The 26,487-nt window shown below is 74.3% G+C and carries 25 protein-coding genes and 1 pseudogene; 21 read left to right on the top strand and 5 right to left on the bottom strand.

The genetic code is table 11. The annotated features are described in order from the left end of the window. Nucleotides 1-26 precede the first annotated feature (26 nt). Both hisG and V6V16_RS16495 read left to right on the top strand, forming a co-directional pair. The gene (gene hisG / locus V6V16_RS16490) at nucleotides 27-872 is read left to right on the top strand and encodes an ATP phosphoribosyltransferase (RefSeq protein WP_334563042.1); all 846 of its coding nucleotides are present in this window, start codon (nucleotides 27-29) and stop codon (nucleotides 870-872) included. After that, nucleotides 869-1,897: a DMT family transporter gene (locus tag V6V16_RS16495; protein WP_334563043.1), complete on the top strand. Its 1,029-nt coding sequence runs from the start codon at nucleotides 869-871 to the stop codon at nucleotides 1,895-1,897. The genes hisG and V6V16_RS16495 overlap by 4 nt, the downstream gene beginning before the upstream one ends. 40 nt (nucleotides 1,898-1,937) lie before the next feature. On the opposite strand, the gene V6V16_RS16500 is transcribed toward V6V16_RS16495, so the two are convergent. Genes V6V16_RS16500 through V6V16_RS16510 form a run of 3 tightly spaced genes read right to left on the bottom strand, consistent with a single transcriptional unit; the run spans nucleotide 1,938 to nucleotide 5,844 of the window. Further along, entirely contained in the window at nucleotides 1,938-2,762 is an 825-nt protein-coding gene (locus V6V16_RS16500) for a hypothetical protein (RefSeq protein WP_334563044.1), read from the bottom strand. After that, the gene (locus V6V16_RS16505; protein WP_334563046.1) at nucleotides 2,759-5,017 is read right to left on the bottom strand and encodes a hypothetical protein; all 2,259 of its coding nucleotides are present in this window, start codon (nucleotides 5,015-5,017) and stop codon (nucleotides 2,759-2,761) included. The genes V6V16_RS16500 and V6V16_RS16505 overlap by 4 nt, the downstream gene beginning before the upstream one ends. Continuing rightward, on the bottom strand, nucleotides 5,014-5,844 hold the full coding sequence (locus V6V16_RS16510; protein WP_334563048.1) for a hypothetical protein: 831 nt from the start codon (nucleotides 5,842-5,844) through the stop codon (nucleotides 5,014-5,016). Before V6V16_RS16510 ends, V6V16_RS16505 begins: the two co-directional genes overlap by 4 nt. A 176-nt stretch (nucleotides 5,845-6,020) precedes the next feature. Here V6V16_RS16510 and V6V16_RS16515 point away from each other — a divergent pair, with 176 nt between their 5' ends. From V6V16_RS16515 to argH, 16 genes and pseudogenes are all read left to right on the top strand, one after another. After that, on the top strand, nucleotides 6,021-6,911 hold the full coding sequence (locus V6V16_RS16515; RefSeq protein ID WP_334563050.1) for a Crp/Fnr family transcriptional regulator: 891 nt from the start codon (nucleotides 6,021-6,023) through the stop codon (nucleotides 6,909-6,911). A gap of 73 nt (nucleotides 6,912-6,984) precedes the next feature. Continuing rightward, a complete protein-coding gene (locus V6V16_RS16520; protein ID WP_334563052.1) occupies nucleotides 6,985-7,458 on the top strand; it encodes a PH domain-containing protein in 474 nt (157 codons plus the stop codon). A gap of 333 nt (nucleotides 7,459-7,791) precedes the next feature. Then, nucleotides 7,792-8,418 carry a translation initiation factor IF-3 gene (gene infC / locus V6V16_RS16525; protein ID WP_334563053.1) on the top strand — a complete coding sequence of 209 codons (627 nt, stop codon included), beginning with the start codon at nucleotides 7,792-7,794 and terminating at the stop codon, nucleotides 8,416-8,418. A 19-nt stretch (nucleotides 8,419-8,437) separates the two neighbouring features. Next, the gene (gene rpmI / locus V6V16_RS16530) at nucleotides 8,438-8,632 is read left to right on the top strand and encodes a 50S ribosomal protein L35 (RefSeq protein ID WP_007458415.1); all 195 of its coding nucleotides are present in this window, start codon (nucleotides 8,438-8,440) and stop codon (nucleotides 8,630-8,632) included. Nucleotides 8,633-8,663: 31 nt separating this feature from the next. Beyond that, nucleotides 8,664-9,056: a 50S ribosomal protein L20 gene (gene rplT, locus V6V16_RS16535; protein WP_334563054.1), complete on the top strand. Its 393-nt coding sequence runs from the start codon at nucleotides 8,664-8,666 to the stop codon at nucleotides 9,054-9,056. Between the two features lie 32 nt (nucleotides 9,057-9,088). Beyond that, complete coding sequence (locus tag V6V16_RS16540) at nucleotides 9,089-9,934, top strand: TrmH family RNA methyltransferase (RefSeq protein ID WP_334563057.1); 846 nt, start codon at nucleotides 9,089-9,091, stop codon at nucleotides 9,932-9,934. A 216-nt stretch (nucleotides 9,935-10,150) separates the two neighbouring features. Next, nucleotides 10,151-11,239, top strand: a complete 1,089-nt coding sequence (gene pheS, locus V6V16_RS16545) for a phenylalanine--tRNA ligase subunit alpha (RefSeq protein ID WP_334563059.1) — start codon at nucleotides 10,151-10,153, stop codon at nucleotides 11,237-11,239. Nucleotides 11,240-11,278: 39 nt separating this feature from the next. Further along, nucleotides 11,279-13,825: a phenylalanine--tRNA ligase subunit beta gene (gene pheT, locus V6V16_RS16550; RefSeq protein WP_334563061.1), complete on the top strand. Its 2,547-nt coding sequence runs from the start codon at nucleotides 11,279-11,281 to the stop codon at nucleotides 13,823-13,825. Nucleotides 13,826-14,133: 308 nt separating this feature from the next. Then, entirely contained in the window at nucleotides 14,134-15,135 is a 1,002-nt protein-coding gene (gene argC / locus V6V16_RS16555; protein ID WP_334563063.1) for an N-acetyl-gamma-glutamyl-phosphate reductase, read from the top strand. 55 nt (nucleotides 15,136-15,190) lie between these two features. After that, nucleotides 15,191-16,363, top strand: coding sequence for a bifunctional glutamate N-acetyltransferase/amino-acid acetyltransferase ArgJ (gene argJ / locus V6V16_RS16560; protein WP_334563065.1), 1,173 nt, complete (start codon nucleotides 15,191-15,193; stop codon nucleotides 16,361-16,363). Next, nucleotides 16,360-17,244, top strand: a pseudogene (argB, locus tag V6V16_RS16565) (acetylglutamate kinase); the annotation flags it as partial. The gene argJ and the pseudogene argB, both read left to right, overlap by 4 nt. A gap of 251 nt (nucleotides 17,245-17,495) precedes the next feature. After that, nucleotides 17,496-18,803 (top strand): acetylornithine transaminase, encoded by a 1,308-nt coding sequence (locus V6V16_RS16570; protein WP_334563067.1) that lies wholly within the window; start codon nucleotides 17,496-17,498, stop codon nucleotides 18,801-18,803. Then, nucleotides 18,800-19,777 carry an ornithine carbamoyltransferase gene (argF, locus tag V6V16_RS16575; RefSeq protein WP_334563070.1) on the top strand — a complete coding sequence of 326 codons (978 nt, stop codon included), beginning with the start codon at nucleotides 18,800-18,802 and terminating at the stop codon, nucleotides 19,775-19,777. The genes V6V16_RS16570 and argF overlap by 4 nt, the downstream gene beginning before the upstream one ends. Next, nucleotides 19,774-20,289, top strand: coding sequence for an arginine repressor (locus tag V6V16_RS16580; protein ID WP_334563072.1), 516 nt, complete (start codon nucleotides 19,774-19,776; stop codon nucleotides 20,287-20,289). The genes argF and V6V16_RS16580 overlap by 4 nt, the downstream gene beginning before the upstream one ends. Continuing rightward, complete coding sequence (locus V6V16_RS16585; protein ID WP_334563073.1) at nucleotides 20,286-21,491, top strand: argininosuccinate synthase; 1,206 nt, start codon at nucleotides 20,286-20,288, stop codon at nucleotides 21,489-21,491. Before V6V16_RS16580 ends, V6V16_RS16585 begins: the two co-directional genes overlap by 4 nt. A 14-nt stretch (nucleotides 21,492-21,505) precedes the next feature. Further along, nucleotides 21,506-22,969 (top strand): argininosuccinate lyase, encoded by a 1,464-nt coding sequence (gene argH, locus V6V16_RS16590; protein ID WP_334563096.1) that lies wholly within the window; start codon nucleotides 21,506-21,508, stop codon nucleotides 22,967-22,969. Between the two features lie 41 nt (nucleotides 22,970-23,010). Here the strand turns inward: argH and V6V16_RS16595 are convergent, their stop codons facing one another. Next, a complete protein-coding gene (locus V6V16_RS16595) occupies nucleotides 23,011-23,367 on the bottom strand; it encodes an MmcQ/YjbR family DNA-binding protein (protein WP_334563075.1) in 357 nt (118 codons plus the stop codon). A gap of 48 nt (nucleotides 23,368-23,415) precedes the next feature. After that, nucleotides 23,416-23,832: a DNA-binding protein gene (locus V6V16_RS16600; RefSeq protein WP_334563077.1), complete on the bottom strand. Its 417-nt coding sequence runs from the start codon at nucleotides 23,830-23,832 to the stop codon at nucleotides 23,416-23,418. A gap of 127 nt (nucleotides 23,833-23,959) precedes the next feature. Between V6V16_RS16600 and V6V16_RS16605 the strand changes: the two genes are divergently transcribed. The 3 genes from V6V16_RS16605 (at nucleotide 23,960) to V6V16_RS16615 (ending at nucleotide 26,464) form a co-directional block, all read left to right on the top strand. Next, nucleotides 23,960-24,589, top strand: coding sequence for a DNA-3-methyladenine glycosylase (locus V6V16_RS16605; RefSeq protein WP_334563097.1), 630 nt, complete (start codon nucleotides 23,960-23,962; stop codon nucleotides 24,587-24,589). Between the two features lie 145 nt (nucleotides 24,590-24,734). Beyond that, complete coding sequence (locus V6V16_RS16610) at nucleotides 24,735-25,844, top strand: LLM class flavin-dependent oxidoreductase (protein WP_334563080.1); 1,110 nt, start codon at nucleotides 24,735-24,737, stop codon at nucleotides 25,842-25,844. Then, on the top strand, nucleotides 25,841-26,464 hold the full coding sequence (locus V6V16_RS16615) for an FMN reductase (RefSeq protein WP_334563082.1): 624 nt from the start codon (nucleotides 25,841-25,843) through the stop codon (nucleotides 26,462-26,464). Before V6V16_RS16610 ends, V6V16_RS16615 begins: the two co-directional genes overlap by 4 nt. Nucleotides 26,465-26,487 lie beyond the last annotated feature (23 nt).

The raw sequence follows: 26,487 nt of genomic DNA on the forward strand, positions 1-26,487 counted from the left end.
AGAACCGATCGAAGGAGCACTCCGCCATGTTGCGTGTCGCCATCCCCAACAAGGGCACCCTGGCCGAGCCGGCCGCCCAGATGCTGCGCGAGGCGGGCTACCGCCAGCGCACCGACCCGAAGGACCTGGTCTGCCGGGACGAGCCCAACGACGTCGAGTTCTTCTACCTGCGCCCCAAGGACATCGCCACCTACGTCGGCTCCGGCGACCTGGACCTGGGCATCACCGGCCGGGACCTGCTGATCGACTCCGGCGCCCCCGCCGAGGAGGTCGTCGACCTCGCCTTCGGCCGGGCCACCTTCCGCTTCGCCGCCCGCCCCGACGACATCGCCTCCGCGCGTGAGCTGGGTGGGCACCGCGTCGCCACCGCGTACCCGGGGCTGGTCGAGCGGCACCTGGCGGACCTGGGCGTCAAGGCCGAGGTGATCCGCCTCGACGGCGCGGTGGAGAACGCGGTCCGCCTCGGCGTCGCCGACGTGGTCGCCGACGTGGTGGAGACGGGCGCCACCCTGCGCCAGGCCGGCCTGGTGGTCTTCGGCGAGCCGCTGCTGCGCTCGTCGGCGGTGCTGGTCCGCCGCGCCGAGGCCCCGAACCACCCGCAGGCCGCGCAGCTGCTGCGCCGGCTGCACGGGGTGCTGGTCGCCCGGCGGTACGTGATGCTCGCCTACGACGTGCCGGCCGGCCTGCTCGACCGGGCCAGCTCGCTGACCCCGGGCATCGAGTCGCCGACCGTCTCCCCGCTGCACCGCGAGGGTTGGGTGGCGGTACAGGCGATGGTGCTCCGCGACGACGTGCACCGGATCATGGACGAGCTGTACGAGCTGGGCGCCCGCGCCATCCTGGTCACCAACATCCACGCCTGCCGGCTGTGACAGGCGCGCCCACGGTGGCGGGCGCCCCGGCGGCGCGCGGCCTGCCGCCGGGGGCGGCGCTGGCCGCGGTCACCCTCGCCGGCGTCGCCTCGGCGGCGCAGGGCGTCGTCAACGCCGAGCTGGGCGAGCGGGCCGGCGACCCGACCCTGGGCGCGTTGGTCAACAACCTCGGCGGCGCGCTGCTGGTAGGCCTCGGGGTACTGGTGCTGCCGTCGGCGCGGACCGGCCTGGTCGCGCTGCGCCGGGCCCGGCTGCCCTGGTGGGCGTACCTGGGCGGGCTCGGCGGCGCGGGCATCGTGCTGGCCGGCGTGTACATCGTGCCGGTGCTCGGGGTGGCGATCTTCACCATCGCCCAGGTCGCCGGGGGCAGCCTCGGCGGGCTGGCCGTCGACCGGGCCGGCCTGGCGCCGGGGGGACGGCTGGCGCTCACCCGACCACGGGTGGCCGGGGCGCTGCTCGGCGTGGCCGCCGTGACGCTGGCCCAGCTCGGCCAGCCCGTCGGTGACCTCGCCGTCGGCCTGGTCCTGCTCGCCGTGGCCGGCGGGCTGGGCGTCGCGCTCCAGTCCGCGCTGAACGCGCGCGTCTCCGCCGCCGGCTCGGCCGCCGCCGGGATGGTGGTCAACTTCGCCACGGCCACGCCCGTCGTGCTGCTGGTCGCGGCGCTCGCCGGCGCCCTCACCGGGCCGGGCCCGACGTGGCCGGGCGACTGGTACCTCTACACCGGCGGCCTGCTCGGGGTCGTCATCGTGGCCGCCCTGCTGGTCGGGGTCCCCTCGGTCGGCGTGCTGCGCACCGGGCTCGCCCTGGTCGCCGGCCAGCTGGGCGGCGCCCTGCTGCTGGACGCGCTGCTGCCGGGCGGCCCCGGGCTGCGGCTGCCGGTGCTCGCCGGGGCCCTGCTCACCCTGACGGCCACCCTGGTCGCCGGTCGGGGTCCCCGCCGCAGCGGCTCGCGCGACGTCGCGCCGCCCAGCGCCGGCGGTCCGGCAGCCTCCGCCGCGACCGCCGGATCAGCGACGCCCGGGTAGGCGCCGGTGACCCGGCGGTACGGGGGGGACCGGCGTTCGGTCAGTTCACCCGCTGGGAGAGCCCGTGGTGCCGCTCGTACGTCCGGATCGCCGCGTCCCACGCCTCGGTGTACTCCGAAGGTCCCATACCGAGGTCGCCGTGTCCCCGGACGGCCTCGCGCAGCAGCTCCACCAGTTCAGGCACCGTCCCTCGGCGCTCCTGCACGTAGCGACGGAAGACCTCGGCGAACTGCTCACCGGTCAGCCGGGCCGCGTGTGCGGTCACCGGATCGTCCTCCAGGCTCTGCAACACGGCGCACCACCGGCGCGTCAGCTCGTCCGCCTGCTGGGCCCGGATCTTCTGCAGCTCGTGGTTGCATTCGAGCTTGATCCGTTCCTCCCAGTACGGTCGCAGCCGCTCCCGCACCCGCTCGTCCGGGCTGACTCGGACCTGCACCCAGAAGTGCGGCTGACAGCCCTCCCGGGGCCAGCGCTGACCGGCCAGCCGGTCATTCAGCGCGCGCTCCAGGTCGTGCGAGCGGTGTGGCTCGTACTGCCGGGCCAGGTCCATTGCCCGCTCCCGGACGACGCCACCCGCCCAGGCGAGATAACGTTCCGCCCGCAACCGCAGCCCCTCATAGGTCATGTTCTGCGCGGTCCAGGTGTAGACGGCGTGCAGCCGGAAGTCGAAGGCGTCGCCCCTCGCCGGGACCAGGATCGGCTGCGGCACGTCGTGCCGGAACGTCACCGTGCTGGGGACCGGCGGCGTCGGAGGCGTGGAGTGGGGGCCGTCCGGCGGGAGGAGGACGTGCCACCAGCGGCGGCGCTCCGGCTGGGTCGGTACGGACGCTCCCGTGGTGGGCGGCTCGCTGGGGTGAGTGGTCATGGCAGGTCCTCGTCGATGAGTGCGTGTACGGCGTCGAGCAGGTCGTTGCGCGGCATGATGGGCCGCCAGACGTGTCGGATCTGGTGGTCGAGGCGGTGGCGCAGCGGTGGCCGACCTGCGATCACGTGCCGCAGCAGGGCCAGGCAGTGGGCCGCCACCTCGGGGTCGCCGTCCGCCCGGTTCAGCCAGAAGCCGAGCGTCCGCCACGATCGGTAGGCCGTCTGCGGCATGCCCAGCGCCGCGGCCCAGAGCGCGGCGACGTCGTGCGGCTCGACGATCCGCCGCCGAACGAGATCGAGCAGCTCCGGCCAGTGTTCCCTGGGCGGCTCGGTCCAGCGGTCGGCGAGGACGCGCAGCGTGCGCGCCGCGTGCAGCCGCACCTCCGGGTCGTCGGAGGCGCTCCAGCCGACCAGCTCCGGCACGAGCGTGGCCCCGTGGCCGGCCCGGTAGACCTCGACCAGGCCCCGGACCACGGAGTTGTTCCGCCGCTGCATGCGGGCCTGCGCCACCAGGCGGAGCTGCATCAGGGCGGCGTCGGGCCAGAGGCGGGCCAGACCGAGTCCGTACGCCCGGGCGACGGTGTCCCGCAGGTGCGCCGCCGGCCCTGCCGCCCACTGGTCGAGTTCGGTCCGCACGCGCTGCCGCAGACCGGGTTGCATCGCCATCGCGACCAGCACGATGGCGGCGGCCTGCCGGACGCCGGCCCGCCGTTCCCGGGCCAGGTCGCCGACCGTCTTCAGGGCCGCCCGCACGTCCCGCCCGGCCGACCAGCCGATGGCGCCCGCGGCGGCCTGTCGGACTTCGGGCACGTCGGAGCGCACCAGGTCCGCCCACCAGCCGAGCAGCTGTCCCGGCAGCCACCAGTCCGTCCAGGCGACCTCCAGCAGCGTCGAACGGAGCTGGTCGCTGCCGGCGCCGAACTCGATGCGCCAGCCGCCCACGGCGCGTTCGTCGCTGACCACGACGACCGCCTGGCGCAGCGTCGACCCGAGCATCGTGTCGAGGTCCGGGCCGCGCAGCCACGGGCCGCCTGACGGAATTCCGGTGAGACCGGCCCCGGTCAGGCGATGTGCCGCCTGACGAATCTCCGCCACCGGCTGCCCGGCCAGTACGGCGCAGGCCAGCCGGAACGCGCGGGCCTGGTCGGCGGTCCAGCCGCCGACCCCGTGCCGGCCGTCGTGCCGGCCCACGTCGAGGATCTGCGCAGCGCGTTCGCGCAACTGGCGCGGGAGCAGCTGCTCCAAGCGCTCGGTGAGGGCGGGTCCGTGCGGAACCGACTGGGCGATCAGCTCCACCACGGGCACGACCTCGCCCGGACGCGGCTCGCCGGCGAGATAGGCCGAGAGCAGCGGATGGGTGACGCATTCGTCGTCGAGGTAGCGCTCCACGCAGACGCCGTCGCAGCCGTCCGGACACCAGCCGACGCATCGTCCCGTCAGGTGCTGGCGCAGCCGCGCCCTGAACACCTCCACCGCCGGCGGCACCCGGTGCTCCACCACGTGGCCGGCGAGATCCTGGGCGTGCCGGGAGAAGTCGCCCAGCAGGATCAGGGTCATGCCGGTCTCCTCGGCCCGCGCCGCGAGCGCCACGAGGGTGAACCCGTCGACGGCGCTCGCCGCCTCGTCCGCGAGCCGGAGCACGTACCCGCGACCGCCGGGCAACCGTTCGGTCGACCCGAGCAGGTCGTCAAGCTCCTCCGCACCCAGCACGCAGGCACGGTCGTGCCCGTGCCTGCGCGCCGTGGCGAGGACGGCGGAGGTGAACCGGCCGCTCGAGGAGGGGCCGGACAGGCACACCAGGTGGCGGCGCTTGAGGTGACGGTCGAGTTGCTGGTCGCTCGACGTGGGCGCGTACCCCTGCGCCCGTTCCCGGACGTCAGTCTCGCTCAGGCGCTCGTACCAGATCCGCCCCGTGCCGTCGGTTCCCGAGGCGGTCACGTTGACGGTGCCGATGGCGACGGCGCCGTGACCGGTGGCGTTCTGCCCCCGTACACGCACGTCGCCGAGGCCGATCGTGGGACCGCCGAGCAGGCCGGCCAGCCGGCGGAGCACATCGTCCGAGTCGAGCGGCTCGTCCGACTCGCCGCCGTCCGACGACTCCACAGGGTCCGCCGGCCTGTCCGCCGGGTACTCCTCCGGGCCCGCCGCCGGGCCCTCCTCGAGAGGGTCGTAGCCTTCGTCGCCGGGGGCATCCCAGAGCTCCTCCGGGTCGCCGGTGTCGTCGTCGTACGGGTGCGGCAGGCCGAGGGCGGTCACCGTGTCCGGCTTTCCGGCCCGCCGCCGAAAGCCAGATCGCGGCCGACGGAGCCGATCGCCGTGGCACCGGGCCCGATCGCGTTCTGGCCGTCGACCCGCACGTCGCCCGTCCGAATGCCGCCCGCGTCCGGCGGCGTCCGGGCCGCCGGGGAGCCGGACGACTCCCGGCGGTGCTCCGCACCGGTTCCCACGCCCCGCGGTGGGGGCGGTGACAACGCGGTCTCCGCCGACGGCGGGGCGGACATGTCCTCGTCCACGACGCAGAGCCAGGCGTCTTCCTGGAACCCCTTGTCCGGATGGACGACCTCGACCCGCCGGAACCGCTCCGGGCGCATCTCCTCCGGGTACTCGGTGACGACGTCGCGGAATATCTCTCCCGACACGATCAGTGCCACCCCGGCGTCGGGGAAGGCCGCCAAGGCGCGCTTGACGGGCTCCGCCTCGCACAACCGGCAGACGAAGACGACGGCGTTGCCGGGGAAACCGTTGGCCCCGTCGAGGTGGACGAGTCCCTGGTGGACGGCGACCCGCAGCCGGATGCGGGCGTCTTGCACCCGGCTGCTGTTGTAGCCGCGTAGCCGCCTGTTGAGCTCCGGCACGAAGCGACCGATGACGCGGGATTCGGCCACGTCCCGGGGAAGGATCGCCAGTTCGCCGTCACCGGCCTGCTGCGTCGTCCAGGCGACCCGGTCCAGCCCGACGTCGCCGGCGGCCTGGTGCAGCAGGTCCCGGAAGTCCTTCTGCGCCTCGTACTGTTGGAGATTGGTGCGCCGGCTGTACCGCTCCATGTCCACGGAGACCAACAGTCGCCGCTCGGGATGTCGCATCGTCGTGCCGCCCTTCCTCGCCCGACCCGCCCCACAGGCGGGCACCGCAGGAGACATCGAACCGAGGCGGGTCGCGCGGAACCCCGTAGAAGTACGGCATCGTCCGAAACTGTCGTCAGGGCGTCATCCCCTCCTGCGCGGGTGTCCGGCACGCGGTGGGCCGGTGTCCTGTTCGCATGAGGATCGGTCTGATGGAGCTGTTGCTCGCGGTGGGTTGGCCGCCGGGCGTCCTGCTGGCGTTGGTGACCGTCCAGCTCGCCGTCGCCGCCGCACTGCGTATGCGGGCGTCGCGGAACGCGCAGGGCCGGCTACGCTTCGACGGCTGTCGCTGGCCGAGGAGGATGAGAGCGCTGATGCGACGACCAGCCGAACCGTCCGCCGTCACCTGGCCGTACGGCACGTTCCTGCAACGGCTCGGCCCCGCGGTCCGCGTCGCCCTGCTGGAGCTGGGTGTCCGCCGGCGGGTTCCGGCCGGACAGATCGTCATCCACGAGGGCGTACGCGAGTCGCACCTGGTGCTTCTCGAGGAGGGGCTGACGAAGGTGACCGCGGCCCTCCCGGACGGGCGGGCCGCGCTGCTGGCCCTGCGCGTCGGTGGTGACCTCGTCGGCGAGATGTCGGCACTCAACGACCGGCCCCGTTCGGCGAGCGTCACCACCTGTGGGCCGGCGATCTACCGGGTCATCCAGCCCGACCGGTTCAAGGCGTTCCTCAAGGAGCACCCGGACGCCGCACTGGAGCTGGCGGCGGTGGTGTCGGACCGGCTGCGCTGGTCCAACCGGCGACGCGTCGACTTCACCTCGTACCCGGTGAAGATCAGGGTTGCCCGGGTCGTCGCCGAGCTCTGCCGCACCCACGGCCGCCAGGGTCGCGACGGCGTCGTCATCGACGTGCGGCTCACGCAGCCGGAACTCGCCAGCATCTGTGGCGCCGCCGAGACCTCCATCCAGAAGGCCCTGCGCGAGCTGCGTGCGGACGGACTGGTCGACACGGACTACCGCCGGATCACGGTCCGCGATCTGCCCCGTCTGCGGCGGGCGGGCGAGCTGGAGGCCGAGGAGGGTTGACGGGGCACGCCGGGCGGAGGTCGAAACGTGTGGCGGCGCGGGACCGCCCGGGCGCGGGTGGCAGACTGGTGGGGTGAGCGAAACCGAGTCCGTCCACCTCCGGCCGCGCCGCATCCGGCTGGTCTGCTGGAGCTCCGCGGTCGTGCTGCTCGTGGTCTTCAGCCTGTTGGCGACCACGCTGAGCGGCGGCACCGGCAACGGCTACGGCAGCTTCCAGCGGGGTGACCAGATCGCGATGGTCGGTCTCGGCGTGTTCGGCGCGCTCGCCCTGCTGGTCTTCACCCGCCCCCGGGTCGAGGCGGACGCGCACGGCGTGCGCGTCCGCAACATCATCGGCTCGTACGAGCTGCCCTGGGAGGTCGTCCGGGGGGTCCGCTTCGACCGGGGCGCGCCCTGGGCAAGCCTGGAGCTGCACGACGACGACCTGCTGCCCATGGTCGCCCTCCAGGCCGCCGACAAGGAGCGGGCCGTCGAGGGGGTCCGCGCCCTGCGCCGGCTGCACCAGGCCCACCAGGCCCGGCTCGCCGGGAGTGCCGCCGGCGGCTGACGGGGTGCCCGGTTTGGGGGTGCTCGCGGCGAGGGTGTAGTGTGGTCGAGTCGACCAGGCTGTCCCCGCGTGCACGTCAAGCGCACGCACACAGCCATGAAAGAGGAGCGCCTGCTCCCACCCGAGTCACCACCACGGTGGCCGGGTCCGGTCACCGGTTCCGGGCACGTCCCGGTGCCGGACGCGCGATCATGTGATCGTGCCGACCGGTCGAGCGGGCCCTGGCATGCGCCGGGGCCTTCTGCTTTCCGGGTTCGGCTCCCACCCGGGAGCCGCGGGGTCGGCCACACGGAGACTTTTACTCGAGGAGGCCCCATCAGCGTCGAACCACGCGTGAACGAGCAGATCCGGGCACGTGAGGTCCGACTGGTCGGCCCCGAGGGCGAGCAGGTGGGCATCGTCCCGCTGGAGCGCGCCCTTCAGCTGGCCGCGGACGTCGACCTGGACCTGGTCGAGGTTGCGCCGATGGCGCGCCCGCCGGTGTGCAAGCTCATGGACTTCGGCAAGTTCAAGTACGAGAGCGCACTCAAGGCGCGCGAAGCGCGGCGTAACCAGCAGCAGACCGTCATCAAGGAAATGAAGCTCCGACCCAAGATCGACCCGCACGACTACGAGACCAAGAAGGGTCACGTCGTGCGGTTCCTCAAGGCCGGGGACAAGGTCAAGGTGACGATCATGTTCCGCGGTCGCGAGCAGAGCCGCCCGGAGCTGGGTTACCGGCTCCTGCGCCGGCTCGAGTCGGAGATCTCGGAGCTGGGGTACGTCGAGGCCGCGCCCAAGCAGGACGGCCGAAACATGATCATGGTGCTCGCGCCGCACCGGGCCACGAAGGCCGCCGCGGTCGCCGCGACGGCCACCCGTGGCGGGCCGAAGGAGCGGGACGCCGAGGGCGCCGCCCCGGTCGGCGAGCCCGCAGCGGCCGGTGACACCGGCACCGCCGCCGACAACGGTGGCGAGTAACAGGGGAGAGACGTTCCACATGCCGAAGATGAAGAGCCACACGGGAATGGGCAAGCGGGTCAAGGTGACCGGCAAGGGCAAGATCGTTGCCCAGCAGGCCGGCCTCCGACACAACCTGGAGAAGAAGCCCTCCACCCAGACCCGTCGGCTGACCGGCACCGTCGTGCTGGCCAAGGCCGATGTCAAGCGCATCAAGAAGCTGCTCGGCCGCTGACGCGCGCCACCCGACGTAAGAAGGAGTTGAGATGGCACGCGTCAAGCGGGCTGTGAACGCCCAGAAGAAGCGCCGTACCCTGCTGGAGACCGCGAGCGGCTACCGCGGTCAGCGCTCCCGCCTCTACCGCAAGGCCAAGGAGCAGGTGCTGCACTCGATGCAGTACGCCTACCGGGACCGCCGCGACCGCAAGGGTGACTTCCGGCAGCTGTGGATCCAGCGGATCAACGCGGGCGCCCGCGCCAACGGGATGACCTACAACCGCCTGATCCAGGGCCTGCGCCTGGCCGGCATCGAGGTCGACCGCAAGATCCTGGCCGACCTGGCCGTCAACGACGCCGCCGCCTTCACGGCGATCGTCGAGCTGGCCCGGGCCGCGGTCGCGGCCGAGGGCACCGGCGGCGCGGCGGCCCAGGCCGCCTGATCCCCGCGCACCAGCAGATCGAGGCGTCTCCCATGCAGTCACCATCGCGCGGGAGACGCCTCGACGCCGTCCCCGGCCTCTTCACCCCGCGTACGCCCAGGGTGGTCGCCGCCCGCCGGTTGCAGCGCCGCCGGGACCGCGAGGCCGCCGGCCGGTTTCTGGCCGAGGGACCGCAGGCGGTCCGCGAGGCCCTGGCGCGCACCGGGACGGTCACCGAACTCTTCGGTACGCCCGCCGCCCTGGACCGCCACGCCGACCTGGCCGCCGTCGCGGCCCGCGCCGACGTGCCCGTCTCCGAGGTGACCGACGAGGCGCTCGCCGCGCTGGCCGAGACCGTCGCCCCGCAGGGCGTCGTCGCCGTCTGCCGCCACCTCGACGTGCCCCTGGAGCGGGCGCTGGCCGGCGGGCCGAGGCTGGTCGCCGTGCTCGCCGAGATCCGCGACCCGGGCAACGCCGGCACCGTGCTGCGCACCGCCGACGCCGCCGGCGCCGGCGCCGTGGTCTTCGCCGGCGACGCCGTCGACCCGTACAACGGCAAGTGCGTCCGCTCGTCGGCCGGCAGCCTCTTCCACGTCGACGTGGTCCGCGCCCCCGAGCCGGCGGGGGTGGTCGCGGCGCTGCGCGCCGCCGGCCTCGCCGTACTCGCCACCACCGGCTACGGCGACGTCGACCTCGACGACCTCGCCGACGCCGGCCGCCTCACCGCCCCCACCGCCTGGCTCTTCGGTTCGGAGGCGCACGGCCTGCCCGAGGCGCTCGCCGCCGCCGCCGACGCCCGGGTCCGGGTGCCGCTGCACGGGCGCGCCGAGAGCCTGAACCTGGCTGCGGCCGCCGCGGTCTGCCTGTACTCTTCAGCCAGAGCACAGCGGCGGCCGTGACCCGGTCGTCGCAGGCACTGATCGCAGGGGAGACCGTCCGCCCATGAACGCGCCACGGCGTTCGTTTAGCCAGCCCGCCGGTGTCGGCGGGCGGCGGGCCTGACCTGCTCCCCGCGTAACTCCCACCGGCGGGCTACGGCACAGCCGCGCGTCCGTAGACTCGCTTCGCCTGCCTGAGTGAGGGCCGGCGCCGCCGTGAGGGAGTGCCCGTACGTCATGAGCTACCGCAACGATCCGTACGATCCGAAGCAGGTCGCCCTGCTCGACCCGGCCGCCCTGGCCGAGGCCGTGGCCACCGCCGAAAAGGCGTTCGCCGACGCCGGTGACCCGGACGCGCTGACCGCGCTGCGTCCGGCGCACCTCGGCGACCGGTCGCCGGTCTCGCTGGCCCGCCGCGAGATCGGCGCGCTGCCGCCGGCCGCCAAGTCCGACGCCGGCAAGCGGGTCAACGAGGCCCGCCGGGCCATCGACGCCGCGTACGCCGCCCGCCAGGAGATCCTGGAGCGGGAGCAGGCGCAACGGGTGCTGGTGGAGGAGCGCGTCGACGTGACGCTGCCCCAAGACCGGCGGCCCCGGGGCGCCCGGCACCCGATCAGCACGCTGACGGAGCAGATCAGTGACCTCTTCGTCGGCATGGGCTACGAGGTGGCCGAGGGGCCCGAGGTCGAGTTGGAGTGGACCAACTTCGACGCCCTGAACATCCCCGCCGACCACCCGGCGCGCGGCCTGATGGACACCTTCCACGTCGCGCCCGCCGACGGCGCCGGCGACTCCGCCGGGTCGGGCCTGGTGCTGCGCACCCACACCTCGCCGGTGCAGGCGCGCACCATGCTGACCCGCAAGCCGCCGATCTACGTGATCGTGCCCGGCCGGGTCTACCGAACAGACGAGCTGGACGCCACCCACGCGCCGGTCTTCCACCAGGTGGAGGGACTCGTGGTGGACCGGGGTATCACCATGGCGCACCTGCGCGGCACCCTGGACCACTTCGCCCGGGCGATGTTCGGCGAGGGCGCGAGGACCCGCTTCCGGCCGCACTACTTCCCGTTCACCGAGCCGTCCGCCGAGTTCGACGTCTGGTTCCCGGAGCACCGCGACGGCCCGCGCTGGGTGGAGTGGGGCGGCTGCGGCATGGTCAACCCGCGGGTGCTGCGCGCCTGCGGCATCGACCCGGAGGTCTACTCCGGGTTCGCGTTCGGCATGGGGATCGACCGGACGGTGATGTTCCGGCACGGGGTCAGCGACATGCGGGACATGGCCGAGGGGGACGCGCGGTTCACCCGCGCGTTCGGGACCGGGGCCTAGGCGATGCGGGTACGAGTCACGGAGACGGTGGTCTGAGTCATGCGAGTTTCTGTCAGTTGGCTGCGGGAGTACGTCGACCTCCCCGCCGACCTGTCCGCCGGCGACCTGGAGCGGGCCCTGGTCGACCTCGGCATCGAGGTCGAGTCCCTCGTGGACCTGCGCGAGAGCGTCACCGGCCCGCTGGTGGTCGGCGAGGTGCGCGAGATCGAGGAGTTGACCGGTTTCAAGAAGCCGATCCGGTTCTGCCGGGTTGACGTCGGCGACGCCAACGGCACCGGCGAGCCGCAGGAGATCGTCTGCGGGGCGCGCAACTTCGCCGTCGGCGACCGGGTCGTGGTGATCCTCCCCGGCGGCGTGCTGCCCGGCGGCTTCGCCATCGGCGCGCGCAAGACGTACGGGCGCAACTCCAACGGCATGATCTGCTCCGCGCAGGAGCTGGGCCTGGGCGACGACCACTCGGGCATCATCGTGCTGCCGGAGCAGACCCCGGCCCGGCCGGGCGACGACGCGCGGCCCGTGGTCGGCCTCGACGACGTCGTGGTCGAGGTGGAGATCACCCCTGACCGGGGGTACGCGATGAGCGTCCGCGGCCTGGCCCGGGAGCTGTCGCAGGCCCTCGGCGTGCCGTTCCGCGACCCGGGACTGGCACCCGCGCCCGGCGGCACCGCCACGCCGGCGTACCCGGTCGAGGTACGCGACACCGTCGGCTGCGACCGGTTCGCCGCCCGCCTGGTGCGCGGCGTCGACCCGGCGGCGCCGACGCCCGAGTGGATGCGGCGGCGGCTCACCGTCGCCGGCATCCGGAGCATCTCGCTGCCGGTCGACATCACGAACTACGTGATGCTCGAACTGGGCCAGCCGATGCACGCCTTCGACGCCGACCGGATCGCCGGTGCGCTGGTGGTCCGCCGCGCCGAGGCGGGGGAGAAGCTGACCACCCTGGACGGGGTGGGTCGTGCCCTCGCGCCCGAGGACATGGTCATCTGCGATGACACCGGCCCCATCTCGCTGGCCGCCGTCATGGGCGGCGAGACCAGCGAGGTGGTGGACGGGACGACGAACGTGCTCCTCGAGGCCGCCCACTGGGACCCGGTGATGGTCGGGCGCACCGCCCGCCGGCACAAGCTGTTCAGCGAGGCCGCGAAGCGGTGGGAGCGGGGCGTCGACCCGGCCCTGCCGCTGGTCGCCATCGCGCGCGCGGTCCGGCTGCTCACCGAGCACGCCGGCGGCGCGGCCGGTGACGAGATCCTCGACATCGACCACGTCCGGCCGCGTACCCCGGTCGTGCTGCCGGCCGACCTGCCGAGCCGGCGGGTGGGCGTGAACTATCCACCCGCGCGGGTGGCCGCCCTGCTGGAGCGGGTCGGCTGCACGGTCGCCCGGGGCGCCGACCGGCTGACCGAGGAGCCGGGCGAGGTCGGCGTGGCCGCCGCGGGCGGCGAGGCGCTCAGCGTCACCCCGCCGACCTGGCGGCCCGACCTGACCGACCCGGCCGACCTGGTCGAGGAGGTGGTCCGCCTCGACGGGTACGACCAGGTGCCGTCCGTGCTGCCGACCGCGCCGCCCGGGCGCGGCCTGACCGGGCAGCAGCGCCGCCGCCGGGCCGTGGCCCGGTCCCTCGCCGAGCGGGGGTTCGTGGAGGTGCTCGCGCACCCGTTCGTCGCCCCCGGCCTGGCCGACCAGCTCGGCCTGCCCGCCGACGATCCGCGCCGGCCTGCGGTGCGGCTGGCCAACCCGCTGTCGGAGGAGGAGCCGCTGCTGCGCACCACGCTGCTCGGCCCGCTGCTCGGCATCGTGAAGCGCAACCTCGGCCGGGGCCTGCGCGACCTCGCCCTCTACGAGATCGGGGCGGTGTTCCACCCGCGTCCCGGCGCCGGCCGACCGCCGGCGATGGGCGTGGACCGCCGACCCTCCGACGAGGAGTTCGCCGCCGCCGACGCGGTGGTGCCCGACCAGCCCCGGCACGTCGCCGTCGTGCTGACCGGCGACGTCGAACCGGCCGGCTGGTGGGGCGCGGGCCGCCCGGCCGGCTGGGCGGACGCCGTCCAGGCGGGCCGGGACGTGCTCGCCGCCGCCGGCGTGCCGGCCGACCGGGTCGAGGTCCGCGCCGCCGAGTACGCCCCCTGGCACCCCGGCCGCTGCGCCGAGCTGCTGGTCGACGGCACGGTGGTCGGGCACGCCGGGGAACTGCACCCGGCGGTCCTGGCCACGCTGGAACTGCCTCGGCGCACCAGCGCCATGGAGCTGGACCTGGACGCGCTGCCGGTCGCCCCGGTGGCGTCCGCGCCCGTCGTCTCCGGTTTCCCCCCGGCGCTGATCGACGTGGCGCTGGTGGTGGACGAGTCGGTGCCCGCGGCGCGGGTCCAGCAGGCCCTCGTCGAGGGCGCGGGCGGGCTGCTTGAGCAGGTGCGCCTCTTCGACGTGTACGCCTCCGAGCAGCTCGGGGCGGGGCGCAGGTCGCTGGCGTACAAGCTCACCTTCCGTGCCCCCGACCGGACGCTGACCGTGGAGGAGGCGGTGGCCGCCCGGGACGCGGCGGTCGCCCGGGCCGCGGAGCACTTCGGCGCCACGCTGCGCGGCGCCTGAACGCCGCCGGCGGCCCCGGAACGACCGGCAGCGGCCGACGCAAGACGTCGGCCGCTGCCCCCCGCCCCCGCCCCCGCCCCTCTGCGCGTCGATCTTGCACCTTCCGCCCGGGCGAACCGGACATCAGCGGCACTGCCCGGGAGCAAACTGCAAGATCGACGCAGGAGGGAGGGGGCGGCGAGGCGCCGGGTAGGGGGAGGGGCGTCGGCGCGGAGGGGGAGCCTCATTGTCATGCGGGGGGTTGCATGAAGTTGCAGCGTCGGATCCTCGTTTGCTAGCCTCCTTTGCATAGTCATGCGGAGGTGGGTATGGGGATCCGAGTCGCGGTCGCGGGGGCGAGCGGCTACGCCGGGGGCGAGCTGATCCGCCTGGTCGCCGGGCACCCGGAGTTCGACCTGGTCGCCGCCACCGCGCACAGCCAGGCCGGGCACCGGCTCGACGTCGTACACCCGCAGCTCGCCGGCCTGGACCTGGTCCTCGGCGAGACGGACGCGGCGACCCTGGCCGACGCGGACCTGGTCTTCCTGGCGCTGCCGCACGGTCAGTCGGCGGCCCTGGCGGCCCAGCTTCCCCCCGAGGTACGCGTCGTCGACCTGGGCGCCGACCACCGGCTGGCCGATCCCTACGCCTGGGCGCACTACTACGGCGGCGCGCACGCCGGAGCGTGGACGTACGGCCTGCCCGAGCTGCCCGGCCAGCGGGAGCGGATCGCCGCCGCCACCCGGGTGGCCAGCACCGGCTGCTACGCGGCCACGATCATCCTGGCCCTCGCCCCGCTGATCGCCGCCGGCGCCGCCTCCCCGGCCGACGTGGTGGTCGTGGCCGCCTCCGGCACCTCCGGCGCCGGCAAGGCGGCCAAGCCGCACCTGCTCGGCAGCGAGGTGATGGGGGACCTGTCGCCCTATCGGGTCGGCACCCACCAGCACGTCCCCGAGATCAAGCAGGCCACGGGCGCGACCGGCCTGTCGCTGACGCCGGTGCTGGCGCCGATGCCCCGGGGCATCCTCGCCACCGTGACCGCCGTGCCGGCCCGGGGCGTCGACCCCAGGGCGGTGCTCACGGAGGCGTACGCGCACGAGCCCTTCGTGCACGTGCTGCCGGAGGGCGCCTGGCCGCACACCGCGGCCACCCTCGGGTCCAACTCGTGTCACCTGCAGGCCACGGTCGACGTCGACTCCCGCCGCACGATCGTGCTCAGCGCGCTGGACAACCTCGGCAAGGGCGCCGCGGGCCAGGCCGTCCAGAACGCCAACCTCATGTGCGGGCTGCCGGAGACGACGGGCCTGTCCATCTGGGGAATCGCCCCGTGAGCGCGAGGAGCGCAGCGCGGCGGAGCCCCGCAGTCGCGAACGAAGGATTGCTGCCATGAGTGTCACGGCTCCGCGGGGGTTCCGGGCGGCCGGGGTGGCCGCCGGGCTGAAGGCGAGCGGCGCGAGCGACGTCGCGTTGGTCGTCAACGACGGCCCGGACGCCGGCGTCGCCGGCGTGTTCACCGCCAACCGGGTGAAGGCGGCACCGGTGCTCTGGACCCAGCAGGTGGTCCGGGGCGGCGTCGCCCGCGCCGTGGTGCTCAACTCCGGCGGCGCCAACGCCTGCACCGGTCCGGCCGGCTTCCAGGACACCCACGCGACCGCCGAGCACACCGCCGCCGCGCTCACCTCGGCCAGCCCGCGGCTGATGCTCGGCGCCGCCGACGTGGCGGTCTGCTCGACCGGCCTGATCGGGGAGCGGCTGCCGATGCAGAAGCTGCTGCCCGGCGTACGCTCGGCGATCCGCCGCCTGTCGCGCGACGGCGGCCCGGCGGCTGCCGAGGCCATCATGACCACGGACACCCGTCCCAAGACCGCGGTGGCGCGGGGCAGCGGCTGGACCGTCGGCGGCATGGCCAAGGGCGCCGGCATGCTCGCCCCGGCGATGGCCACCATGCTCTGCGTGCTCACCACCGACGCGGTGGCCGGGCCGGAGGCGCTCGACGCCGCGCTGCGCGAGGCGTGCCGGCTGACCTTCGACCGGATCGACTCCGACGGCTGCATGTCCACGAACGACACGGTGCTGCTGCTGGCCAGTGGCGCCAGCGGCATCGCGCCGACGCCCGCGGAGCTGACCGCCGCGGTCACGGCCGCCGCCCACGACCTGGCCCAGCAGCTCGTCGCCGACGCCGAGGGCGCCACCAAGCAGATCGCCGTCGACGTGGTCGGCGCGGCCAGCGAGGACGACGCGGTCGAGGTGGGACGGTCGGTGGCCCGCAACAATCTGGTCAAGACGGCGCTCTTCGGCAACGACCCGAACTGGGGCCGGATCCTCGCCGCCGTCGGCACCACCGCCGCCGCCTTCGATCCCGACGCGGTCGACGTCGCGGTCAACGGCGTCTGGGTGTGCCGCTCCGGCGCCGCGGCCGAGGACCGGTCGAAGGTCGACCTCACCGGCCGGGACGTCACCATCCGGATCGACCTGCGCGCGGGCACCGCCGAGGCGACGATCTGGACCAACGACCTGTCCCACGCGTACGTGCACGAGAACTCGGCGTACTCGACATGAACCTCTCCACCGACCTCAGCAGCGCCCAGGTCAAGGCGGCCACGCTGATCGAGGCGCTGCCATGGCTGGCGCGCTTCTCCGGCTCGACCGTCGTGGTCAAGTACGGCGGCAACGCCATGATCGACCCCGAGCTCCAGCGGGCCTTCGCCGCCGACATGGTCTTCCTGCGCTATGTCGGCCTGCGGCCGGTCGTGGTGCACGGCGGCGGCCCGCAGATCTCCGCCATGCTCGGTCGGCTGGGCATCGCCAGCGAGTTCCGGGGTGGCCTGCGGGTCACCACGCCGGAGGCGATGGACGTGGTCCGGATGGTCCTGGTGGGGCAGGTGGGCCGGGAACTGGTCGGTCTGATCAACGCCCACGGCCCGTTCGCGGTGGGCCTCTCCGGGGAGGACGCCCGGCTCTTCACGGCCGTGCGTCGGCCCGCGTACGTGGACGGGCAACCGGTCGACGTCGGGCAGGTCGGCGACGTCGAGTCGGTCGACGTCTCGGCGGTGACCGACCTGATCGCGGCCGGTCGCATCCCGGTGATCTCCACCGTGGCGCCCGACGCCGACGGGGTCCTGCACAACCTGAACGCCGACACCGCCGCCGCCGCGCTCGCCGTCGCCCTCGACGCCCGCAAGCTGGTCGTCCTCACCGACGTGCCGGGCCTGTACGCCGACTGGCCCGACACCACCAGCCTGGTCAGCGAGATCACCGCCGACGAGCTGGCGGCGCTGCTGCCGTCGTTGTCCAGCGGCATGGTGCCCAAGATGGAGGCGTGCCTGCGGGCGGTGCGGCAGGGGGTCCCCGCCGCGCACGTCGTCGACGGCCGGGTCGCCCACTCCACGCTGCTGGAGGTCTTCACCCCGGAGGGCTTCGGCACCATGGTCGTGAGCGCGAGGAGTGCGGGAGCGCAGCGACCGAGCCCCGCAGTCGGGAACGAAGGGGGCGGCGTGAGCGCGAGGAGTGCGGGAGCGCAGCGACCGAGCCCCGCAGTCGGGAACGAAGGGGGCGGCGTGAGCGCGAGGAGTGCGGGAGCGCAGCGACCGAGCCCCGCAGTCGGGAACGAAGGGGGCGGCGTGAGCGCGAGGAGTGCGGGAGCGCAGCGACCGAGCCCCGCAGTCGTCAACCAGGAAGGGACGGTGGCCGAGTGAGCACGCTCGTCGAGCGCTGGAACCAGTCCATGATGGACAACTACGGCACCCCGCCGCTCGCCCTCGTCTCCGGCTCCGGCGCCGTCGTGGTCGACGAGGCCGGCCGGGAGTACGTCGACCTGGTCGGCGGCATCGCGGTCAACGCCCTCGGCCACGCCCACCCGGCCGTGGTGGCCGCCGTGTCGAAGCAGGTCGCCACCCTCGGGCACGTCTCGAACCTCTACGTCGCCGAGCCGCCGGTGGCCCTCGCCGAGCTGCTGTTGGCCCTGGCCGGGCGCCCGGGGCGGGTCTTCTTCGCCAACTCGGGCGCGGAGGCCAACGAGGCCGCGTTCAAGCTGTCGCGGCTGACCGGCCGCTCGCACGTGGTCGCCGCCCGGGGCGGTTTCCACGGCCGCACCATGGGCGCGCTGGCCCTCACCGGCCAGCCGGGCAAGGTGGACCCGTTCCGCCCGCTGCCCGGCGATGTCGCCCACGTCGACTACGGCGACGTGGCCGCGCTGGAGGCGGCGGTCACCGACGCCACCGCGATGGTGATCCTGGAGCCGGTGCAGGGCGAGAACGGCGTGGTGGTGCCGCCGGCCGGCTACCTGAGCGCCGCCCGGCGGATCACCGCCCGGCACGGCGCGCTGCTGGTGCTCGACGAGGTGCAGACGGGCATCGGCCGTACCGGGCACTGGTTCGCCCACCAGGCCGAGGGGGTCGAGCCCGACGTGGTGACCCTGGCCAAGGGGCTCGGTGGCGGGCTGCCGATCGGCGCCTGCCTGGCCTTCGGCCGGGCCGCCGAGCTGCTCGCCCCCGGTTCGCACGGCACCACCTTCGGCGGCAACCCGGTGAGCTGCGCCGCCGCCCTCGCGGTGGTGTCCACCATCGCCAGCGAGGGGCTGCTCGACCACGTCAAGCGGGTCGGCGAGCGGCTGCGCCGGGGCATCGAGGCGCTGGGTCACCCGCTGGTCGAGGGCGTACGCGGCGCGGGCCTGCTGCTCGGCGTGGCGCTCGCCGCGCCCGTCGCGAAGGTCCTCGCCGAGGCGCTGCGGGAGGCCGGGTTCCTGGTCAACCCGGTGCAGCCGGGGGTGGTCCGGCTCGCCCCGCCGCTGATCCTCACCGTCGCCCAGGCCGACGCCTTCCTGGCGGCCCTCCCCGCCGCCCTCGACGCGACCTCCCCGGCCGCCGCCGGTCGGGCCGCCAGCTCCGCCAATGCCCCCGTTCCCGCTTCGGGTCGTGGTCGGAAGCGGCCCCCGCAGGGGCCGGAGGTCACCGCGATCCAGCCGCAGCCGCAGCCCCTTCCGACGGAGACAAGCGCGTGAGCCGGCACTTCCTGCGCGACGACGACCTGACCCCCGCCGAGCAGTCGGCCGTGCTGGACCTCGCGGCCCGGATGAAGGTCGACCGGTTCGGTCACCGGCCGCTGGCGGGGCCCCGGTCGGTGGCGGTGCTGTTCGACAAGCAGAGCCTGCGTACCCGGTTCTCGTTCGACGTCGGCATCGCCGAGCTGGGCGGGCACCCCCTCGTGGTGGACACCCAGGTCACCCACTTCGGCCGGGGCGAGACCCTGGCCGACGCGGGCCGGGTGCTCTCCCGGTACGTGGCGGCGATCGTGCTGCGTACGCACGGCGACGACCGGATCGCCGAGGTCGCCGACGGCGCCTCCGTGCCGGTGGTCAACGCGCTCACCGACGGGTTCCATCCCTGTCAGCTCCTGGCGGACCTGCTCACCGTCCGCGAGCACTGCGGCGGGACCGCCGGGCGTACCCTCGCGTACGTCGGCGACGCCGCCAACAACCTGGCCCACTCGTACCTGCTCGCCGGGGCGACGGCCGGGATGCACGTGCGGGTCGCCGGGCCGGCCGGCTTCGGCCCCGACCCGGAGGTGGTCGCCCGGGCCGCGAAGATCGCCGCCGGCACCGGGGGTTCGGTGCAGGCGCTGACCGACCCGGTCGCGGCGGTGGCCGGCGCCGACGTGCTCGCCACGGACACCTGGACCTCGATGGGCCAGCAGGACGACGGGCTGGACCGGATCACCCCGTTCCTGCCGTACCAGCTCAACGCCGCGCTGCTGGGCCACGCCGCGCCCGACGCCGTCGTGCTGCACTGCCTGCCCGCGCACCGGGGCGAGGAGATCACCGACGAGGTGCTCGACGGCCCGCAGAGTGTCGTTTTCGACCAGGCGGAGAATCGGCTGCACGCCCAGAAGGCGCTGCTGACGTTCCTCCTCGGGGCCGCGCCCGCCGCCCCGGACGCGGCGGCGCCGGGCGCCACCGCGACCAGGGAGACACCATGACCGCCCCGCTGACCCGCGCCGCCCGGCACGCCCGCATCGTCGAGCTGATCCGCGACAAGGCGATCCACTCGCAGACCGAGCTGGCCGACCTGCTCTCCGGCGACGGCATCCAGGTCACCCAGGCCACCCTCTCCCGGGACCTCAAGGAGCTGGGCGCGGTCACCGCGCGCGGCGGCGACGGGCGGGCCGTCTACCTGATCCCCGAGGACGGCCACCGGCCGCTGCGCGACGCCGAGGCGGCGCCGGCCCGGCTGGTCCGGCTGCTGCACGAGCTGCTCAACGGGGTCGACGCCAGCGGCAACATCGCCGTACTGCGCACCCCGCCGGGCGCGGCCCACTACCTGGCCAGCGCGTTGGACCGGGCGGGCCTGCCCGAGGTCGTCGGCACCATCGCCGGCGACGACACCATCCTCGTCGTGGCTCGCGAGGCCGTCGGCGGGGCCGCGCTCGGCGACAAGCTCGCCGGCTGGGCCCGCCGGGAAGAGAACGTCGAAGGGAGCGCCACACCGTGACCGAGCGGGTCGTACTTGCCTACTCCGGAGGGCTCGACACCTCCGTCGCCATCCCGTACCTGGCCGACCGGACCGGCGCCGAGGTGATCGCGGTGGCGGTCGACGTCGGGCAGGGCGGCGAGGACCTCGCCGCCATCCGGCAGCGCGCCCTGGACTGCGGCGCGGTGGAGTCGGAGGTGGTCGACGCGCGCGACGAGTTCGCCGCGGAGTACTGCCTGCCGGCCATCCGCGCGAACGCGCTCTACATGGACCGCTACCCGCTGGTCTCCGCGCTGTCCCGCCCCTTGATCGTCAAGCACCTGGTGGCCGCGGCCCGCAAGCACGGCGGCACCATCGTGTCGCACGGCTGCACCGGCAAGGGCAACGACCAGGTCCGCTTCGAGGTCGGCCTGGGCGCGCTCGCGCCCGACCTGAAGATCGTCGCGCCGGCCCGGGACTTCGCCTGGACGCGGGACAAGGCGATCGCCTTCGCCGAGGAGCGGGGGCTGCCGATCGACGTGTCGGCGAAGTCGCCGTACTCCATCGACCAGAACCTGTGGGGACGGGCCGTCGAGACGGGCTTCCTGGAGGACATCTGGAACGGCCCGATCGAGGACCTCTACTCGTACACGGCCGACCCGGCGCAGGAGCGCGACGCGGACGAGGTCGTGATCACCTTCGACGCCGGCGTCCCGGTGGCGATCGACGGCGAGACCGTCACCCCGTACCAGGCGATCCTGGAGCTCAACCGGCGTGCGGGCGCGCAGGGCGTGGGCCGGCTCGACATGGTCGAGGACCGCCTCGTCGGCATCAAGAGCCGAGAGGTGTACGAGGCGCCGGGCGCCATCGCGCTGATCACCGCGCACCAGGAGCTGGAGGCGGTCACCGTCGAGCGGGACCTGGCCCGGTTCAAGCGCGGCGTCGACCAGCGCTGGGGCGAGCTGGTCTACGACGGCCTCTGGTTCTCGCCGCTGAAGCACTCGCTGGACGCGTTCATCGACGACGCGCAGCGGCACGTCAGCGGCGAGGTGCGGCTGAACCTGCACGGCGGCCGGGCCACCGTCACCGGACGCCGCTCCGAGGCCAGCCTCTACGACTTCGGCATGGCCACCTACGACACGGGGGACACCTTCGACCAGTCCCTGGCGAAGGGCTTCGTGCAGCTGTGGGGCCTGCCGAGCAAGATGGCCGCCGCGCGGGACGCCCGGATGGGCGGCTGCTGACAGTGGCTACCAGAATAGGCGGCGTGGACGACAAGAGCCTGACCGAGAACAGCGCCGCCACCAACCGCACCAGCCTGTGGGGCGGCCGCTTCGCCGGCGGCCCCGCCGAGGCCCTGGCCCGACTGTCGGTGAGCGTGCAGTTCGACTGGCGGCTGGCCCCGTACGACATCGCGGCCTCACGGGCGCACGCCCGGGTGCTCGCCGGGGCCGGCCTGCTGGACCCGGACGAACTGGGCCGGATCCTGGCCGCCCTGGACGACCTGGAGGCGGCCTGCGCCTCCGGGCAGTTCCGGCCCACGATCGACGACGAGGACGTGCACACGGCCCTGGAGCGCGGCCTGCTGGAGCGGCTCGGCAGCCTCGGCGGCAAGCTGCGCGCCGGCCGCTCCCGCAACGACCAGGTCGCCACCGACCTGCGGCTCTACCTGCGCGACCACGCCCGGGGCGTGGCCGGTCGGCTGGTCGAGCTGGCCGAGGCGCTGGTCGAGCAGGCCGAGCGGCACGTGGAGACCGCCGCGCCCGGAATGACGCACCTCCAGCACGCCCAGCCGGTCACCTTCGGGCACTGGCTGCTGGCGCACGTGCAGCCGCTGCTGCGCGACCTGGAGCGGCTCAGCGACTGGGACCACCGCACGGCGGTCAGCCCGCTCGGCGCGGGTGCGCTCGCCGGCTCGGGCCTGCCGCTGGACCCGATGGCCGTCTCCAAGGAACTGGGCTTCCGGACGTCCTTCGCCAACTCGATGGACGCCGTCGCGGACCGGGACTTCGTGGCGGAGTTCCTGTTCGTCACCGCGATGATCGGGGTGCACCTGTCCCGCCTCGGCGAGGAGGTGGTGCTCTGGACGTCGCAGGAGTTCGGCTGGGTCGAGCTGGACGACGCCTTCGCCACCGGCTCGTCGATCATGCCGCAGAAGAAGAACGCGGACATCGCGGAGCTGGCCCGGGGCAAGTCCGGCCGCCTGGTCGGCGGGCTGGTGAGCGTACTCACCATGCTCAAGGGCCTGCCGATGACCTACGACCGGGACATGCAGGAGGACAAGGAGCCGGCCTTCGACGCGGTCGACACCCTGGAGCTGCTGCTGCCGGCCCTCGCCGGGATGATCTCCACGATGACGGTACGCGCCGACCGGCTGGTCGCCGCCGCACCCGTCGGCTTCTCCCTGGCCACCGAGGTGGCCGACTGGCTGGTGCGCCGCAACGTGCCGTTCCGCGACGCGCACGAGATCACCGGGAAGCTGGTGGCGCTCTGCGTGGCCCGCGACTGCGCCCTCGACGAGGTCAGCGACGACGACCTCGCGGCGGTCAGCGAGCACCTCGACCCGTCGGTGCGCGACGTGCTCTCGGTCCGCTCGGCGCTCGCCGCCCGGATCACGCCCGGCTCGACCGGCCCGGGGCCGGTGGCCGACCAGCTCGCCACCGCCGCCGAGAAGCTCGCCGGCTGGCGGGAGTGGGCCGCCGAGCGGGTCGTGCCCCGCTGACGTTCCGACCCCCGCGCGGCGCGCCGGTGCCGCGCGGGGGTTCAGCCCGTCGGGCGTTCCCGCCTGGGCAGCTTCGCCACCACCGCGTCGTACGACGCGTCGACCGCCTCGGTCAGCTCCTCGTCGTCGATCCCGCCGGCCAGGCGCAGCGTGTTCCAGCCGGAGCGTCCGATGTACGGCGACGGCCGCGCGTCGCCCGGGTGCCGGTGCAGCCACTCGTCGGCGATCTCCCGGGTGGCACCGCACTTCACCCCGACGGTCGGGTCGTCGCCGCCGGCGGAGCCGAGGAAGGCGAAGATCCGGCTGCCGACCTTGACCACGTCGTCGCCCTCCCACGGGCGGTCCAGCCAGGCCCCGGGCTTGCCCAGGCAGTACGCCAGCATCTCGTCGCGCGTCATCGCGTCCTCCTCGGCGGGTCTGCCCGCCCAGTCTCGCCCACCGGGGCGTCAGGCGGTGCCTTCGGTGCGGGCGCAGAGGCGTTCGAAGCGCTGCTTGGCGGCCTGCGCGCTGCCCAGCCCCAGCCCGTACGCGATCTGCTGCCAGGTCAGCCCGCGCCCCCTGGCCAGCGTGAGCAGGCCGGCCTCCATCGCGTCGATCTCGGCGCGCAGGTGCGGCATCAGGGTGAGCGCCGCGACCAGGTCCGCCTCGTCGACGGGCTCCTCGGCGGGTTCGGTCTCGGCCCCGCCGGCGGCCAGGGCGGTGACCAGCGCGACCGCCTCGTAGGCGTCGGGCAGGTAGGGGTTGGTGTGCCGGCGGCGCCGGGTCTCGGTGCCGGCGTGCCGCCCGGCGATGCGGTGCAGGGCGTCGTAGGTGCGGTGGGCCCTGGCCCGGCCGGGGTCGGGGGTGGTGAAGGAGTTGGTCATGTCGCCATCCCAACACTTCAACTCTGTGTTGTCAACGTTTCGTTGATGACCGGTGGCGGGGGCGACTCCGCCCCGCCCCGCGGTCGGTCGGCGGTCGGCGGCGCGGGCGGTTATGGTCGTGACCGTGGTGACGTACTCCGACCGCCGCCCCGCCGACCTCGCGGGGCTGGCCGACCTGCTCGCCGGGCCCGTGGCGCCGGCCGCCCGGGGCCTGCTCGGCTGCCGGCTCGCCGCCGGCGACGTCACCGTCCGGATCACCGAGGTCGAGGCGTACGCCGGGACGGCCGGCGACCCCGCCTCGCACGCGCACCGGGGGCGCACCCCGCGCAACGCGGTGATGTTCGGGCCGGCCGGGCACGCCTACGTCTACTTCACCTACGGCATGCACTGGTGCATGAACGTGGTCACCGGGCCCGACGGGGAGGCGTCGGCGGTGCTGCTGCGCGCCGGCGAGGTGGTCGACGGCCTCGACGCGGCCCGGGCCCGACGCCCCGCCGTACGCCGGGACGTCGATCTCGCGCGCGGGCCCGCCCGGCTCTGTGCGGCGCTCGGCATCGGCAGGGACGCCTACGGCAGCTGGCTGCTCGGCGACGGTCCGGTCCGGCTGCGCCCGGCCGAGGCCCCGGTGCCGGCGGACGCGATCGCCGCCGGGCCCCGGGTGGGCGTCACCGGGGCGCACGACGTGCCGTGGCGGTTCTGGATCGCCGGCGACCCGACCGTGAGCGCCTACCGCCGGCACGTGCCCCGCAGCCGCTGAGCCGTCCGCCGCGTGGCGGCCCCGGCCGACCCGGCTCCTTCCTCGCGAGAGACCCCGCCGGGCGGAATAGTTGACTCGTCAAACATGTTGTGGCGTGCGTCCGGGAGCCGCACCGGCCCCGGCGGGACAACGCGAGGAGCTGGTCATGCAGTTCGGAGTCTTCACCGTCGGCGACGTCACGGTCGACCCGACCAACGGTCGGGAGCCGAGCGAGCATGAGCGGATCAAGGCGATGGTCACCATCGCGCTCAAGGCCGAGGAGGTCGGCCTCGACGTCTTCGCCACCGGCGAGCACCACAACCCGCCGTTCGTGCCGTCGTCGCCCACCACGATGCTGGGCTGGATCGCCGCCCGCACCGAGCGGCTGCTGCTCTCCACCGCGACCACGCTGATCACCACCAACGACCCGGTGAAGATCGCCGAGGACTACGCGATGCTCCAGCACCTCGCCGACGGCCGGGTGGACCTGATGATGGGGCGCGGCAACACCGGGCCGGTCTACCCCTGGTTCGGCCAGGACATCCGCAACGGCATCCCGCTCGCCGTCGAGAACTATGACCTGCTGCGCCGCCTCTGGCGCGAGGACGTGGTCGACTGGAAGGGGCGCTTCCGCACCCCGCTGCAGTCGTTCACCTCCACGCCGCGTCCGCTCGACGGCGTGCCGCCGTTCGTCTGGCACGGCTCGATCCGCAGCCCCGAGATCGCCGAGCAGGCGGCGTACTACGGCGACGGCTTCTTCGCCAACCACATCTTCTGGCCCAGGGAGCACACCCAGCGGATGGTCGGGCTCTACCGGCAGCGCTTCGCCCACTACGGCCACGGCTCCGCCGACCAGGCGATCGTCGGGCTCGGCGGGCAGGTGTTCATGCGGCGCAACTCGCAGGACGCGGTCCGGGAGTTCCGGCCGTACTTCGACAACGCCCCGGTCTACGGGCACGGGCCGTCGCTGGAGGAGTTCACCGCGCAGACCCCGCTCACCGTCGGCAGCCCGCAGCAGGTCATCGACCGTACGCTGGGCTTCCGCGACTACGTCGGGGACTACCAGCGCCAGCTCTTCCTGCTGGACCACGCCGGCCTGCCGCTGAAGACCGTGCTGGAGCAGCTCGACCTGCTGGGCGAGGAGGTCGTCCCGGTGCTGCGCAAGGAGTTCGAGTCGCTGCGCCCCGCGCACGTGCCGGCCGCGCCCACCCACGCCTCCCTGCGGGCCCTCGCCGAGGACGCCGCCGACCGCGCCGGTACGGAGGCGGGCCGATGACCCGCCGTACCCTCGCCGTGGTGTCGGCCGGGCTGCGGCAGCCCTCGTCGACCCGGCTGCTCGCCGACCAGCTCGCCGCGGTCACCCGCGACGAGCTGGCCCGGCGCGGCGACGACGTCGACGTACGCACCGTCGAGCTGCGCGAGCACGCCCACGACGTCGTCAACCACCTGCTGACCGGCTTCCCGTCGCCCGCGTTGCGGGAGGTGCTCGACACGGTCACCGGCGCGGACGGGCTGATCGCCGTCACGCCGATCTTCCACGCCTCGTACAACGGGCTGTTCAAGTCGTTCTTCGACCTGGTCGAACCCGGCGCCCTGGCCGACCGGCCGGTGCTGGTCGGCGCCACCGGCGGCACCGCCCGGCACTCGCTGGCCCTGGAGCACGCCGTCCGTCCGATGTTCGCCCACCTGCGGTCGGTCGTGGTGCCCACCGGGGTCTTCGCCGCCCCGGAGGACTGGTCCGCCGGCACCGCCGACGGCGCGCTGGGGGCGCGGGTCGCCCGCGCCGGCGGAGAGCTGGCCGAGCAGATCCACCGGCGGCCGGCGTCCACCGGCGCGGGCGACCCGTTCGCCCTCACCACCAGCTTCGACGAGCTGCTCGGCGGCCGGGACCGCTGAGGGCCGCCGACCCGCCGACCCCG

Source organism: Micromonospora sp. CPCC 205561, assembly GCF_036906775.1.
In the GTDB taxonomy this organism is placed as follows: domain Bacteria; phylum Actinomycetota; class Actinomycetes; order Mycobacteriales; family Micromonosporaceae; genus Micromonospora.

Coding starts and splice junctions, on each gene's coding strand:
- argC (WP_334563063.1), top strand. CDS start 14,134: ATGGGGATCCGAGTCGCGGTCGCGGGGGCGAGCGGCTACGCCGGGGGC.
- rplT (WP_334563054.1), top strand. CDS start 8,664: ATGGCACGCGTCAAGCGGGCTGTGAACGCCCAGAAGAAGCGCCGTACC.
- V6V16_RS16510 (WP_334563048.1), bottom strand. CDS start 5,844: ATGCGACATCCCGAGCGGCGACTGTTGGTCTCCGTGGACATGGAGCGG.
- V6V16_RS16580 (WP_334563072.1), top strand. CDS start 19,774: ATGACCGCCCCGCTGACCCGCGCCGCCCGGCACGCCCGCATCGTCGAG.
- V6V16_RS16515 (WP_334563050.1), top strand. CDS start 6,021: ATGAGGATCGGTCTGATGGAGCTGTTGCTCGCGGTGGGTTGGCCGCCG.
- V6V16_RS16615 (WP_334563082.1), top strand. CDS start 25,841: ATGACCCGCCGTACCCTCGCCGTGGTGTCGGCCGGGCTGCGGCAGCCC.
- V6V16_RS16595 (WP_334563075.1), bottom strand. CDS start 23,367: ATGACGCGCGACGAGATGCTGGCGTACTGCCTGGGCAAGCCCGGGGCC.
- pheS (WP_334563059.1), top strand. CDS start 10,151: ATGAGCTACCGCAACGATCCGTACGATCCGAAGCAGGTCGCCCTGCTC.
- V6V16_RS16610 (WP_334563080.1), top strand. CDS start 24,735: ATGCAGTTCGGAGTCTTCACCGTCGGCGACGTCACGGTCGACCCGACC.
- V6V16_RS16540 (WP_334563057.1), top strand. CDS start 9,089: ATGCAGTCACCATCGCGCGGGAGACGCCTCGACGCCGTCCCCGGCCTC.
- pheT (WP_334563061.1), top strand. CDS start 11,279: ATGCGAGTTTCTGTCAGTTGGCTGCGGGAGTACGTCGACCTCCCCGCC.
- V6V16_RS16500 (WP_334563044.1), bottom strand. CDS start 2,762: ATGACCACTCACCCCAGCGAGCCGCCCACCACGGGAGCGTCCGTACCG.
- rpmI (WP_007458415.1), top strand. CDS start 8,438: ATGCCGAAGATGAAGAGCCACACGGGAATGGGCAAGCGGGTCAAGGTG.
- hisG (WP_334563042.1), top strand. CDS start 27: ATGTTGCGTGTCGCCATCCCCAACAAGGGCACCCTGGCCGAGCCGGCC.
- argJ (WP_334563065.1), top strand. CDS start 15,191: ATGAGTGTCACGGCTCCGCGGGGGTTCCGGGCGGCCGGGGTGGCCGCC.
- V6V16_RS16600 (WP_334563077.1), bottom strand. CDS start 23,832: ATGACCAACTCCTTCACCACCCCCGACCCCGGCCGGGCCAGGGCCCAC.